The organism is Bacillus sp. B2-WWTP-C-10-Post-4 (assembly GCF_009183805.1).
Taxonomy (GTDB): Bacteria; Bacillota; Bacilli; order Bacillales; family Bacillaceae_G; genus Bacillus_A; species Bacillus_A cereus.
In genome coordinates, this window is sequence record NZ_WEII01000005.1 from 12,556 (window position 1) to 27,032 (window position 14,477).

Sequence of the window (14,477 nt, forward strand, 5' to 3'; positions counted from 1 at the left end):
AGTTGCAAAAAGGTGGGAATAATGATAAATCTAAACATAGAGGTTTTTTTCATCTCATGAAATAATAGATAGTTATTATTCGTTATATGTAAATTTTTATGGAAGAATGGATAGAAATAAAGTGAAACTTTAATCAGTAGGAGGTTCATCCACCATTGATTATTAGCCCTCACCAATCGGGCATTTACTGCCCGCAAATAGCGGGATAAATTTTGGAGTCAAATAAAAAAACCATTGAAATGAATATTTACTTTTGATGGACTACACGAATCGGGTTCTTACTGCCTGTTTGAGCGGGATAAAAGAAGGATAGCAAGATGAGAGGAGGTAGGCATGGGAATACTGAATAGAAGTTCAGTATGTTCTTTTTCGATACATAAAGAAATTTCCTGTGCTAATAAATGATGAAGCGAGCAAGAATTATTTATAATCCTACTTCTGGGCGTGAGCTATTTAAGAAGAGCTTACCAGAAGTATTACAAAAATTAGAACAAGCTGGCTATGAGACATCTTGTCATGCGACAACGGGGCCTGGAGACGCTACTGTGGCGGCGAGGCAAGCTGCGGATCGTAAGTTTGATGTTGTTATTGCGGCTGGTGGCGACGGTACATTAAATGAAGTAGTAAACGGTTTAGTTGGGCATGAATTCCGTCCGAAATTTGGAATTATTCCAGTTGGAACGACAAATGACTTTGCACGTGCAATTGGTGTACCTCGTTCTATTGAAGAGGCAGCAGATATTATTTGCGAAGGAAAAACAGTGCCATTAGACCTCGGTAGAGCGAACGATACATATTTTATTAACATCGCTGGTGGCGGTCGTATTACAGAATTAACATACGAAGTACCGAGTAAGTTAAAGACAGTATTAGGACAACTTGCTTATTACCTAAAAGGTATCGAGATGTTACCATCATTGCATCCGACATATGTTGAAATTGAGTATGATGGAAAGTTACTACAAGAAGAAATTACGATGTTTTTAATTACGAATACTCGTTCAGTAGGTGGATTTGAAAAGGTAGCACCGTATGCATCTATTAACGATGGGTTATTTGACCTATTAGTACTGAAAAAAGGTTCTATCGCTGATTTAATTAAAGCAGCAACACAAGCACAACGTGGTGAGCATATTAATAATCCAAAAGTGTTATATACACAAGCGAACCGAATTAAAGTACATTCACCAGATAAACTAATGATTAATTTAGATGGTGAGTATGGTGGAGATGCACCGATGGAATTCGAAAATATATATCATTGTTTAGAACTATTTGTTCCTGAACATCAAGAGGATGCCCTGTAAAGGCATCCTTTTTACTTTGTTAAAATGAATTGTAAATTGGGAGTTAGTTTGATTTTTATGGTATTTTTACAATTCTTTTATTTTACATCCATACTTTATTGATACACTGGAAGAGATAAGAAATGAGAGGTAGGGTGCTATGGAGAAGGTAAAGGCGATATTATTTGATAAAGATGGGACATTAATGGATTTTCATTCAATATGGATAAAAGTAGCTGAAGAACTTGTAGCTGAATGTATAAGTTTATATCATTTACCAAGTACAATGCGGCAGACCTTATTAGAAGAGATCGGTGTAGAGGGAGCATTTGTTAATCCGAGGAGTGCAATAGCTGCTGGAACAAGCCTTGATGTAGCGAAGGGGCTTTGTAATTATATTGAGTCTGCTAGAGAAGAAGAGATGCATCATTGGGTAAGTGAGAAGTTATTTTCCCTTATGTATGAGCATCGTTCGCATATGAAAATGACAGCAGATTTACCGAAAGTGTTACAGGCATTAAAAGATAAAGGATTTATATTAGGGGTTGTCACGGCGGATGATTTCGCACCAACAGAATTATTTTTAAGACAATATAAGTTGGAGAACTTTTTTGATTATATTATAGCCTCGGATACATTCCCTGCGCAAAAACCAGATAAAAAGATTATAGAAGTGTTTTGTGAGAAATTTAATTTAGCATCATGTGAGGTTGCGGTTGTTGGAGATACGCCAACTGATTTACATTTAGCCAAAAATGGCGATTGCTATGCAATTGGGGTGCTATCTGGTACGGGAGACCGTCCAACATTAGAACCACTTGCTGATTTAGTGTTAGATTCTGTTGGAGAGTTTATTTCTCAATCGGGTGAGTTTTTCTGGGAGAAAGAAAAGTCTAATGTGTAAGGAAAATAAGTCTATAAAGACTCTTAATGAGTCTTTATAGACTTATTTTTTATGCCTGGATACAAAGAATATAGGATAAATGCTAGAAAAGAAAGTTGGCATACATTTTGCAATAAAAAGAGAAAACAATGTAAAGAAAAGGATGGGGTACGCAATGAACACAAAAAAATTTGCTAAAGTAAATGAACAAATTCCAGGACCGAAAGCGGCATCTTTATTAGAACGCCGTCAAAATATAGTACCAAAAGGAGTAAGTAACGGCATCCCAACGTTTGTACAATCTGCAAATGGTGCTCTTGTAACAGATGTTGATGGTAATCAGTACATTGATTTTGCAGGAGCAATCGGGACAATTAACGTAGGGCATTGTCATCCAGCGGTTAAAGAAGCGCTCCATAAACAAGTCGATCAATACATTCATACTGGATTTAATGTCATGATGTATGAGCCATATATTGAATTAGCGGAAAAGCTTGCGGCATTGGCACCAGGAAGTTTCGATAAGCAAGTCCTCTTTTTAAATAGTGGTGCAGAAGCAGTTGAGAACGCGGTGAAGATCGCTCGTAAATATACGAAGAGACCTGGTATTATCGCATTTTCTAAAGGTTTCCACGGGCGTACATTAATGACAATGACGATGACAAGTAAAGTGAAGCCATATAAATTTGGGTTTGGTCCCTTTGCTCCAGAAGTATATAAAGCACCATTTCCATACGAATACCGTCGCCCAGAGGGATTAACGGAAGAGCAGTATGATGATTTTATTATTGAAGAGTTTAAGAACTTCTTCATATCGGAAGTAGCACCAGAAACAATTGCAGCTGTTGTAATGGAACCTGTTCAAGGGGAAGGTGGATTTATCGTCCCAAGTAAGAAATTTGTTCAAGAAGTACGCCGCATTTGTTCAGAGAACGGCATCTTATTTGTAGCGGATGAAATACAAACAGGCTTTAGTCGTACAGGAAAATATTTTGCAATTGATCACTATGATGTCGTTCCAGATTTAATTACAGTGTCTAAATCATTAGGTGCTGGTGTACCGATAAGTGGTGTCATTGGACGTAAAGAAATTATGAATGAGTCTGCACCAGGTGAACTTGGTGGAACGTATGCAGGAAGTCCATTAGGATGTGCGGCTGCATTAGCTGTTCTCGATGTAATAGAAAATGAGAAATTAAATGATAGAGCGATAGAATTAGGAAAAGTCGTAATGAACCGATTCGAAGAGATGAAAAATAAATATCATTGCATCGGTGATGTGCGTGGGTTAGGAGCAATGTGTGCATTTGAGGTCGTTCAAGATCGTAAGACGAAAGCACCTGACAAAGCGTTAACAGCTAATCTATGTACAGAAGCAAATAAGCGTGGGTTACTGTTATTATCAGCAGGAACATATGGAAATGTTATCCGTGTGTTAATGCCTTTAGTTATTACAGATGAGCAACTTGAAGAAGGATTAACAATAATTGAAGAATCGTTGCAAGCTTGTTATGAACAAACAAACATCGCTCGCGTTTAAAAACTGAAGTATAAATAGCAAACATTCTAGCTGACTCTATATTAAATGCAGAAAATTCACTTTATAATAAAGGTAGTGAAGTGGATCGATGGATTTGAAGTTAGGGGTGGCTAGGATGGTTGCAGAAAAGGAACGAGTGTTAATGGATTTAAAAGATGTATTTGAATATGCGTTTGACGAAATTTTTGTTACAGATGAGCAAGGGATCGTTGTGCGTGTAAATAGTACATGTGAAAGGCACTACCAACTAGCTGCCGAAGAGTTAGTTGGTAAGCATGTAAAAGAACTACAAAAGGATGGAATCTTTTATCCATCAGCGACATTAGAAGTGATTGAAAAAAAGAGGCCAATTGAACTCGTTCAAACTACAAAATCAGGAGAGTATTTACACGTTCGTACAAGGCCTGTTTTTGATGATGAGGGAAATTTAAGAAGAGTGATTAGTTATTCTCGGGACCTTACTGAACTCTATCAATTACGTCAAAAGGTAGAGGAAATGGATAATCAGCTAAAAACATATAAAAAAGAATTAAGAGAAACATATGAGCATGAAGGACTTATTTTTAAAAGTCTAGCTATGCAAAAAATAGTCGATACAATCAAAAAAGTATCTGTAGTGGATAGTACTGTTCTCGTTTTAGGCGAGACTGGAGTTGGGAAAAGTCGATTAGTACGCCATTTACATGAAGTGAGTCACCGTAAGAATGAAAGTTTCTATGAAATTAATTGTGCGGCATTGCCAACTAATTTAATTGAATCAGAGCTTTTTGGATATTCAGGTGGATCTTTTACAGGTGCGAATCGTGAAGGGAAAAAGGGACTATTAGAATCCGCGCATAAAGGAACTCTTTTTTTAGATGAAATCGGTGAAATGCCGATTGAAATTCAAGCGAAGCTTTTGCAAGTATTGCAAGAAAAAACATTTCGTCCTATAGGCGGAAGAGAATTAAAAAAAGTGGATGTCCGAATTGTGGCGGCAACAAATAGAGATTTAAGTATGATGGTGAAACAAGGAACATTTCGGAAAGATTTATACTATCGTTTGAATGTCATTCCAATTGCAATTCCCCCGCTTAGGGAAAGAACAGAAGATATTTTGCCGCTTATTTATCATTACTTGCAGCAATTTAATAAAAAGTACGGACGTGATGTGAAACTAGCGCCGAGTACGTTACAAATGTTTGTTGGATATCCGTGGGAAGGAAACAATAGAGAAATAGAGAATGTAATTGAGAGAATTGTTATTACTGTCGATGATGTTGTAACGGTAGAGGATTTGCCACTCTCTATGCAAGAGGCTGCAGTTGAACAATCGGGGCAAAGCCTTTATAAAATGCTGGAAGAGGTAGAGAGAAATATTATTCTTAAAGCGTATAAAACGTATGGATCAAGTTATAAAGTAGCTGAGTTTTTGCAAATTAGTCAATCTGCTGCTACTAGGAAAATTAAGAAGTTCATAGAGGAGGAAGAAAACATTGGATAAAAAGGCGACTTTCGTAAGTATAGATAAAAAGGCGATGTATATAAATGGTGAGTGGATTACACTACAAGAACAAATTGAAGTAAATAATCCTGCGACGAAGGAAATATTTGCAACTGTACCAAAAGGCGGAGTAACAGAGGCAAAGCAAGCTGTTGATGCTGCACATGAAGCTTTTAAAACGTGGTCTAAGTTAACGGCAGCAGATCGTGCCACGAAGTTAAAAAAGTGGTTCATGCTTATTGATAAAAATAAAGAAGAGATCGCAGCGATTATGACGAAGGAACAAGGAAAGCCGTTTGCAGAAGCGCTTGGTGAAGTAAATTATGCAAATAGTTTTGTTGAATGGTATGCAGAAGAGGGGAAACGTGTATATGGTGAAATGATTCCTGCTTCTCATCCGAATAAGCGCATTTTAGTTATGAAGCAACCAGTTGGCGTTATGGCAGCTATTACACCTTGGAACTTCCCGGCAGCGATGATTACGAGAAAGGTAGCCCCAGCGCTTGCAGCAGGCTGTACAGCCGTTGTGAAACCGGCGAGTCAAACGCCATTAACTGCATTGAAATTAGCTGAATTAGCTCATGAAGCAGATATTCCAAAGGGCGTAATCAATATCGTAACAGGTAGTGCAAAAGCAATTGCCGATACGTGGATGGAAGATAGTCGTGTTCGAAAAGTGTCCTTTACAGGGTCAACGGAAATCGGGAAAGAGTTAATGGCTAGTGCTGCGCAAACGATGAAAAAAGTTTCACTTGAGTTAGGTGGTCACGCTCCGTTTATCGTAATGAATGATGCAGATTTAGATAAAGCGGTAGAAGCGGTGATTGGTTCGAAATTCCGTAACGCAGGACAAACGTGTATATGTACAAACCGAGTATTCGTTCAAGAAGAAGTATACGAAGTATTTGTAGAGAAGTTCCAAAAGGCAGTAGGGCAGTTGAAAGTAGGAGACGGTTTCGGTGACGGAACGACTGTCGGACCACTTATTGATGAGAATGCAGTTTCAAAAGTACAAGAACATATTGAAGATGCTATTCAAAAAGGTGGAACAGTTTTATATGGTGGTCAAAAGGTCGCAGAGTTAGAGGGACATTTCATTCAACCGACTGTAATTGGATTGGCAAATGATACGATGCTTTGTATGAATGAAGAAACATTTGGGCCAGTGGCACCAGTTGCGAAATTTAAAACAGTTGATGAAGTAATCGAACGTGCAAATAATACACCATACGGTTTAGCTGCGTATATTTTCACGAAAGACATTAGCCAAGCATTCCAAATTAGTGAAGCGTTAGAGTACGGTATTATCGGTCTAAACGACGGTCTTCCATCAGTTGCACAAGCACCATTTGGTGGATTTAAAGAAAGTGGTATCGGTCGTGAAGGAGGCCATTTCGGCATCGAGGAATATTTAGAAATTAAATATATTTCATTGGGACTATAAGTAGTATACTAGAATCTCTATAAGGTAACAGAGAAGGAGATTTTAGTATGGTATATTGGCTATTATTACTTGTTACAATTATTTTTGAAGTAGCTGGAACAATTGCGATGAAACTATCAAATGGTTTAACAAAGCTCGTTCCGAGTGTACTAATTTTCGTATTCTATGGTATTTGTTTTAGCGTATTTGCTATCGTCGTTAAAAAGATTCATTTAAACATTGCTTATGCTATTTGGTCTGGCGTTGGAACATTACTTATTACAATCATTAGTGTTTACTTTTTTAAAGAGCATATTAGTTTATTTCAAGCATTTTGTATTCTTTTTATTGTTTTGGGTGTCATTGGGCTTAAGGTTTCATCGGCATCATGAAAGCTATCTTTTGTAGAAGATAGCTTTTTTCTATTTGTGCAGTTAGCAATTAATACGACAAAATATGACAAGAAAGCGTAAAGGATTTTGTTATGATACATATGAAATATTGTCTTATGTGGGGGAAATAGTATGTTAAAAAAGGTGAGTCGAATTTTTTTGATTTCTGGCATAGCTTTTAGTTTAAGTGCTTGCACTGAGACTAAAGATAGTAATGAAAGTAAACAAGAAGATGTTCAAGATAAAGTGTATAAAATAGGGGAGACGGTAGACGTAGATGGTTTGCAAGTAACTATCGATTCAGTTAAATTAGGATATCCAAATTATGATGAGGATAAAAAGAAAGAGGAGATTTTGGGGATTATTTTCAAAGTGGAAAATAATAGTGAAAAGGAAATGCCTTTTGCATTTTATGAATTTGAGATTACCGATAAGAAAGGTACAAGATTTAAAGAATATAATAACCCTGATAGCTTTATTAGTAAAAAGTTAGCACCAGAAGAAAAAATTCAAGATATCATGCTATTTGACGTAGCGAAAGAAAATACGTATATCGCTACGTATAGACCAGAGTTTACGCATGAAAATAGAACAATAAAATTTGAATTGAAACCAAATAAATAAAGAAACACATTGGATTATCCAATGTGTTTCTTTATGGTAATAAATTTAAAACGCCCAGTTACCTTTACGGAAGATAGGCTCATGTCTGCCATCAGCAGTAATACCGTCAATATCAAGCTCAGCTGATCCAATCATGAAGTCGTTGTGTGTAATACTAGCGTTTGCGCCGTTTTCAGCAAGTTCTTCTTTAGACATTGTTTTTCCGCCAACTAAGTTAAATGCGTAAGCATTTCCAATCGCAAGGTGGCAAGATGCATTTTCGTCAAATAGTGTATTGTAGAATAAAACATTTGTGTTTGAAATTGGTGAGTCATGAGGTACTAAAGCTACTTCCCCTAAGAAGTGAGAACCTTCATCTGTTTCTACTAAATGTTTTAAAGCTTCTTCACCAGCTTCAGCTTTATAGTCTACGATACGTCCGTTTTCAAATGTTAACGTGAAATTATCGATAATATTACCTGCAAATACTAACGGTTTTGTACTAGAAACTTGGCCGTTTACACCTGTTTTAAGTGGCATTGTAAATACTTCTTCAGTTGGAATATTAGCCATAAATGGTACGTTCTTTTCATTTAAGCTACCAGCACCAGCCCATACATGTTTTTCTGGAAGTTCGATTGTTAAATCTGTTCCAGGACCTGTATAGTGAAGAGCTTTATAATGCTTTTCGTTTAAGTAATCCACTTTTGTATGTAATGTTTCATCATGTTCTTTCCATGCTTCTACAGGATTTTCTAAATCAGCACGAGTAGCTTTGAAAATAGCATCCCATAACTTGGCTTCTTGTTCTTCTGGCGCTACGTCAGGGAATACTTTCGCAGCCCATTCTTTCGTAGGAACAGAAATGACACACCAGCTTACTTTATCTGCTTGTACGTAATCACGGTATACTTTCATTGCTTCTCCAGCTACTTTATGAGCTGTTGCGATACGCGATGGTTCTACACCTTTTAATAAATCAGGGTTTTCTGCATAGATAGACATAAATGCAGCGCCTTCTTTTGCTAATTCTTCACGAGCATGTGCTTTCCAAGATGGAAATTCAGCGAAAGCTTCTTCAGGAGCTAGATCGAATTTTAAGCGTGTTAACGTCTCATCATTCCAATCTACATATACGTGTTTTGCACCAGATTTATATGCTTTTTCTGTAACGAGGCGTACAAATTGTACAGCTTCAAGAGGTGCACTAATTGATAAAGTTTGTCCAGGTTGAATATTAACACCAACATTAACTGCAAGAGCAGCATATTTCTCTAACGTTTGTTCAAATGACATATGTATAATCTCCTTTAATTTGAAAGATTTCTTACTATATATAATACAAGAAAATTCTAAAAATATATATAAATATAAAGTAAAAAGAGAGCTCAAAATGTATTGAGCCCTTATATTTACTTAATTGAAGAAGCAAACTGCTCTACAGTCGTTGTATGGTGTATACGAACGCGCTTCATCTTTAACAATTCATCAGGTTCACCCTTCGTAATGAATTGCCCAGGCTTTGTCGTCGTCGCAAATTGATAATACTTCTTCGTTTCTGCAACAACCTTATCATCTACATGACCGAATGGATAAGCAATCGCGATAACAGGCTTACCTGTTATTTTTTCTAGCTTTTCTTTTGAACCTTTTAACTCTTCCTCATAGTTTGTAATTTTCGGTAAGTCTGCATGTGTTGCAGTATGAGATTGCACCGAGAAAATGCCGGAATCAACCATTTCTTTTATTTCAGAAGTAGACAATGCTCCTTCTACATCAACGTTATCAACAATCATATATTCTGTTGCTGCCGGTTTAAAAGTATCATCTTTTAGCTTTTGTAAAATGCGAAATGCATTCATATTATTTTTCATACCGTCATCAAATGTAACGAAAATCGGTTTATTTACTTTATTTATATCGCCCCAGCGTTCAAACGTTAAAAGCGTATAACCATTGTCCTTTAAATGTTTCATTTGTGCTTCAAAGTTAGCTGGTGATACGAATAAGTCTTTAATGCCTTGACCATGATAATCATCAATTGCGTGATACATAAGAACAGGAACCTTTTGTTCGAAAGTAATAGTAGATTTCGTAAGCGGGATTGTTTTCCCATCTTCTTTCATTCCTGTTGCTTCAATTTGGAACTCACCGCGTTTTCCTTCAAATTCCTTTATATCAAAAGGAAGTGTGAATTGTTTCTCTTTTTCTTTAGAAGAAAAAGATTTAGCACTTTCCTTGCCATCAGCTGTGCGCCAAATTTTATATTGTACTTCATTTAAAGAATCTTTTATGTCTGTAATATGAATACTTGTGTTTGTAGATTCGTGTGTAACTGAATTATATGAGATTTTACCTTGTTCTTGCACAGTCTCTCCTTGTTTCTTAATCCCTTGAGCCGTTTTCTCTTTTTTAGGTTCTGGACTTACATTGTTAGTATTACAGCCTGCTAGAATGGCAGACGTACATAAAGCAATTGCTGCGTATTTTCTCATAAAAATCACCTTCTATTGTGTAGTATGTTGCATATTGACATTAAAATCCCCACCGCTATAAGAGTGGTGGGGATATACCCTTGTTCATCATATCATTTGAAGAAAATGAGGGGAATATGATTTTTAGGAGGCTATTAAGGTAATAGTTTAGTGACTTTGAATAGATGTATTTTTTTGTTTCTTATTAGAATTAATAATAATATAACCGACTACAAAGATAAGAGGAATAATGAAGACATAGATAGGCATTCCCCATACATAATAGCTTTTCAGCGTTAAGACTAGTAAATGTAAGAAATCGAAAATTGCGTGAGCTTTCATAATATCCTCCAATGGTTTTTACAAATTATAACATTTAATACTTGTTATTTGTATAATTTGGAAAGTTATTTAAGCTAATTTTAAAGTAAGAAGAATACATATTAATATGCAATTTTGCATAAGGATATTTATTTTATTAAAATATAAAGATTTTATACTATAATGAAAACCGCTATAAAACTAAGTAAGAATAATGTATGGAGTGGAGAATAGAAATGAAATATAAAAAAATAATATATATCTTTTTCATATCGCTATTTATAGTTGGTTGTCAAAGTGAAGTGAGTAAAGCGAATAGCGTGGAAGAGTATATTCCATCGCATCTTATGAATGCGGAAGTGACGGCGGATATTATGACACTTGAATTTCCTTATGAGATAAAAGAGAAATTAGAGAAAATCGGAAATAAAATGAGCGATAGTATTACAAATAATTTAGATTGGTATTTGAAGTATGCCGAAGAAGAAATTATACCGAAAAAAACGTTTCCTTATCATCAAAACTTAGGTATTACAAAAGAAGAATATGATTTTATGATAGATAAAATAGATAATGCAGAATATATAAATACCAAAGATGGAAAACTCTTTTTTAAAAAGAAAGATCATGAAATTCAAATTCTCTCTGATGAAAATTTGAATCTAATTAAAAATATTCGAATTGATACAGAGAAGAATACAATTAAAACTCCTTTGGGAGAATGCGAATATGAAGGTGAAATCAAGGCGTCTGATGAACAAAAAGCTACTGGTCCATGGAGTGGAAAGATGTGGACTTTAAAAAGCAATGGATTGCTTTATCATTTTTCATTAGGAAAGTTAAAAAACATAAACAAATCTATCATTTACATTTCAATAAAAGGTATATATAAAGATAGGATTATCAATACAGAAGAAGCAGTTGAATTTCACTCGGTTTCATAAATAATCAAAAAAATCACCTTACTCGTTAAAGTAAGGTGATTTTTTATTAAATAAACAATCCAGCGATTGTCGCAGATAAAATAGAAGCAAGTGTTGATGCAAATAGCATTTTCCAACCAAATTTAGAAACAACGCTTCCTTGTTTTTCAGAAAGGGCACGGATTGTACCAACGATTGCACCAATTTGGCTAATACTTGCGAAGCTAATTAAGAATACTGTAACGATTCCAACTGTACGTGGAGCTAATGTTGTAGCTGTGTCTTTTAAATCAAGGATTGCTACAAACTCATTTAAAACAATCTTCGTACCCATAATACCACCAGCTGGGATAATATCTTGAGTTGGAATACCCATTAAGAATGCGAATGGAGAAAGTACGTAACCGAAGATTTGTTGTAAAGTAATGGCATGTCCCATTGCGCCTGAAGCTGCACTAATTACGTAGTTTACAACTTCCATCACACCGATAAAGGCGATCATTAATGCGGCAACGATACCAGCTACTTTTAAACCATCAAGCGCACCGTTAATCATTGCACCGATAAAGCTGTCCCCGAATAGCGTTCTATCAAATTTTTGAATCACTTCATCTTCTTTCTTCGTATCAACTGGTGTTAATAACGAACAAACGATTAAGCTTGAGAATAAATTTAGCGGAAGAGCTGCTAGTACGTATTTTGCATCTAACATCATTACGTATGATGCTGTAACAGAAGCAGAAACGGAGCTCATCGCAGAACAACAAATGATAAACATACGGTTTTTATTGAAATGCTGTAAATCGTTTTTAATAACGATTAACGCTTCACTTGAACCGAAGAATACAGAGTTTACTGCGTGGAATGACTCAACGCGTGGCAAACCAGTAATTTTTGAAATTGCACCGCCGACAACACGAACGATGAATGGTAAAACACCTAAATAACTAAAGATTGAAAGTAGTGCTGAGAAAAATACGATAATTAATAATACGTTTAAGAAAAAGACAAAATCTCTGTGAATTCCATTAAAGAGAAAATCGACACCTGTCGTACCAAGTTTAATTAGTTTGTTGAAAACTTTACTAATGAAAATAATGATTTGTTGACCAACCTTTGTAGCAAACATAAACCAACCGATTAAAATTTGGAAACCAATCATAATTGCAATTGCACGGAAGTTGATTTTACTTTTGTTGTTTGACAAAGCAAAACATAAACCTAACACGGCAAGAATACCGATAATGCTCATTACATATTGCATGTAGTTGCCCCTTTCAGAAGTTCGTATAAAGTTTGTACATAAAACGCTCGTTATATTACTAAAAATAAAAGAACGAGGTTTTATGTCATACGTAAGATGTCTGACCTTTTAGAAAAATAAAAATAAAAAAAGACCCATATGGATTCACTTTCATCTATGAGAGAAAGCTAATCAATATGAGTCCTTTTTTGCGCATAGGCTAATATTCATTAGTTTTCCCCATAGTCCAGCAATTTAAGGTTGCCGGGTAGAAACTCTCGATCCATATTATCAAGTATATATGAGGTAACATCGTCCGTATTAAATTAGTAGTAGCGTAACATTAACAGAGAAGTATCGTCAATAGCTTTTTTTCTTCCAATAGAAAAAGACCATATAAGTATGATAAAATGTAACGCAGTGTTATGAAAAAGAGAGGTCGGAAAATGAGTACTAAAATGACGCCACCAGTTGAGAAAAACGAGTTTATAGATGTAGTATTTGAAGATTTAACACATGATGGTGCCGGTGTTGCGAAAGTAAAGGGCTATCCTATTTTCGTTAAAAACGGATTACCAGGTGAAGAAGCGCAAATTAAAATTATTAAAGTGAAGAAAAACTTCGCATTTGGTCGTTTAATGAAGCTTTATACAGAAAGTCCATATCGTAAAGATGCTGAATGTCCAGTATATAATCAGTGCGGCGGTTGTCAGCTTCAGCACTTAACTTATGAAGGACAATTACAAGCGAAAGAAAAACAAGTACGTGACGTTATGCAACGTATCGGAGGACTAGGTGATGTTCCTGTTCATCCTGTACTTGGCATGGAAAATCCGTGGGTATATCGCAATAAAGCACAAGTACCAATCGGAGAACGTGAAGGCGGACTTGTAGCTGGTTTCTATCGCCAAGGAACGCATGATATCATTAATATGGAATCATGCTTAATTCAGGCAGAAGAAAACGATACATTAATTCAAGAAGTAAAACGTATTTGTGAAAAGCACGGTATCACTGCGTACAACGAAGAGCGTAACAAAGGAACACTTCGTCACGTAATGGCTCGTTACGGACAAGTAACAGGGGAAATTATGCTTGTCTTCATTACACGTACAGCAGAATTGCCGAACAAAAACGCAATCATTGAAGAAATTGCAGCGAAATTCCCAGAAGTAAAATCCATTGTTCAAAACGTAAATACGAAGCGTACGAATGTAATCTTCGGAGATAAAACGACAGTACTGTACGGATCAGAATATATTTATGACTTTATCGGTGACATTAAATTTGCGATTTCAGCACGTTCATTCTATCAAGTAAACCCAGAACAAACGAAAGTGCTATACGATAAAACGTTAGAATACGCAAAATTAAACGGTAACGAAACAGTAATTGATGCCTATTGCGGAATCGGATCAATCTCGTTATTCCTAGCGCAAAAAGCGAAAAAAGTGTACGGCGTTGAAATCGTCCCAGAAGCAATTGAAGACGCAAACCGAAATGCAGCACTAAACAACATGACAAACGCTGAATTTGGCGTAGGAGAGGCAGAAGTAGTCATTCCAAAATGGTACAAAGAAGGCGTAATTGCTGACACAATGGTCGTAGACCCACCGCGTAAAGGCTGTGACGAAGCATTACTAAATACAATCATCGACATGAAGCCAAAACGCGTCGTATACGTATCGTGTAACCCAGCAACATTAGCACGTGACTTAAAAGTACTAGAAGAAGGTGGATATAAAACACAGGAAGTACAACCTGTTGATATGTTCCCGCATACGACTCATGTGGAGTGTGTGGCTTGGCTTAAGTTGGTATAATAGGAAAGCAGTTGATATAGGGGAAATCTATACCACCTGCTTTTTGGTTTACAAAAATACCATTCATAAGCGATTTTAGTTAA

General features: G+C 36.0%; 13 protein-coding genes and 1 riboswitch. Of the genes, 9 read left to right on the forward strand and 4 right to left on the reverse strand.

The window, feature by feature from the left end; all coding sequences use genetic code 11:
* Positions 1-401: 401 nt before the first annotated feature.
* The 7 genes from GBN78_RS04510 to GBN78_RS04540 all read left to right on the forward strand — a co-directional run bounded on the left by GBN78_RS04510 (position 402) and on the right by GBN78_RS04540 (position 7,631).
* Positions 402-1,307 carry a diacylglycerol kinase gene (locus GBN78_RS04510; protein ID WP_000977679.1) on the forward strand — a complete coding sequence of 302 codons (906 nt, stop codon included), beginning with the start codon at positions 402-404 and terminating at the stop codon, positions 1,305-1,307.
* A gap of 139 nt (positions 1,308-1,446) precedes the next feature.
* Positions 1,447-2,190, forward strand: coding sequence for an HAD family hydrolase (locus GBN78_RS04515; RefSeq protein ID WP_000416668.1), 744 nt, complete (start codon positions 1,447-1,449; stop codon positions 2,188-2,190).
* A 154-nt stretch (positions 2,191-2,344) separates the two neighbouring features.
* On the forward strand, positions 2,345-3,709 hold the full coding sequence (gabT, locus tag GBN78_RS04520; protein WP_001093007.1) for a 4-aminobutyrate--2-oxoglutarate transaminase: 1,365 nt from the start codon (positions 2,345-2,347) through the stop codon (positions 3,707-3,709).
* Positions 3,710-3,824: 115 nt separating this feature from the next.
* Positions 3,825-5,192 carry a sigma-54 interaction domain-containing protein gene (locus tag GBN78_RS04525; protein ID WP_000225141.1) on the forward strand — a complete coding sequence of 456 codons (1,368 nt, stop codon included), beginning with the start codon at positions 3,825-3,827 and terminating at the stop codon, positions 5,190-5,192.
* Complete coding sequence (gabD, locus tag GBN78_RS04530) at positions 5,185-6,636, forward strand: NADP-dependent succinate-semialdehyde dehydrogenase (RefSeq protein ID WP_000358127.1); 1,452 nt, start codon at positions 5,185-5,187, stop codon at positions 6,634-6,636. Before GBN78_RS04525 ends, gabD begins: the two co-directional genes overlap by 8 nt.
* Before the next feature lie 47 nt (positions 6,637-6,683).
* Entirely contained in the window at positions 6,684-7,007 is a 324-nt protein-coding gene (locus tag GBN78_RS04535; RefSeq protein ID WP_152127002.1) for a DMT family transporter, read from the forward strand.
* Between the two features lie 132 nt (positions 7,008-7,139).
* Positions 7,140-7,631, forward strand: a complete 492-nt coding sequence (locus GBN78_RS04540; protein WP_000915112.1) for a DUF4352 domain-containing protein — start codon at positions 7,140-7,142, stop codon at positions 7,629-7,631.
* A gap of 45 nt (positions 7,632-7,676) precedes the next feature.
* Here the strand turns inward: GBN78_RS04540 and GBN78_RS04545 are convergent, their stop codons facing one another.
* The 3 genes from GBN78_RS04545 to GBN78_RS30085 form a co-directional block, all read right to left on the reverse strand.
* The gene (locus GBN78_RS04545) at positions 7,677-8,906 is read right to left on the reverse strand and encodes an aminopeptidase (protein WP_000007357.1); all 1,230 of its coding nucleotides are present in this window, start codon (positions 8,904-8,906) and stop codon (positions 7,677-7,679) included.
* 116 nt (positions 8,907-9,022) lie between these two features.
* Positions 9,023-10,105, reverse strand: a complete 1,083-nt coding sequence (locus GBN78_RS04550) for a polysaccharide deacetylase family protein (protein ID WP_001233715.1) — start codon at positions 10,103-10,105, stop codon at positions 9,023-9,025.
* A 147-nt stretch (positions 10,106-10,252) separates the two neighbouring features.
* Positions 10,253-10,426, reverse strand: coding sequence for a hypothetical protein (locus tag GBN78_RS30085; RefSeq protein ID WP_000643592.1), 174 nt, complete (start codon positions 10,424-10,426; stop codon positions 10,253-10,255).
* A 215-nt stretch (positions 10,427-10,641) separates the two neighbouring features.
* On the opposite strand from GBN78_RS30085, the gene GBN78_RS04555 reads away from it, so the two are divergent.
* On the forward strand, positions 10,642-11,349 hold the full coding sequence (locus tag GBN78_RS04555; protein ID WP_000875594.1) for a hypothetical protein: 708 nt from the start codon (positions 10,642-10,644) through the stop codon (positions 11,347-11,349).
* A 46-nt stretch (positions 11,350-11,395) separates the two neighbouring features.
* On the opposite strand, the gene GBN78_RS04560 is transcribed toward GBN78_RS04555, so the two are convergent.
* Complete coding sequence (locus GBN78_RS04560; RefSeq protein WP_001200493.1) at positions 11,396-12,592, reverse strand: NupC/NupG family nucleoside CNT transporter; 1,197 nt, start codon at positions 12,590-12,592, stop codon at positions 11,396-11,398.
* 202 nt (positions 12,593-12,794) lie between these two features.
* Positions 12,795-12,896: riboswitch (purine riboswitch) on the reverse strand.
* 121 nt (positions 12,897-13,017) lie between these two features.
* Here GBN78_RS04560 and rlmD point away from each other — a divergent pair.
* Complete coding sequence (rlmD, locus tag GBN78_RS04565) at positions 13,018-14,394, forward strand: 23S rRNA (uracil(1939)-C(5))-methyltransferase RlmD (protein ID WP_000105051.1); 1,377 nt, start codon at positions 13,018-13,020, stop codon at positions 14,392-14,394.
* Positions 14,395-14,477 lie beyond the last annotated feature (83 nt).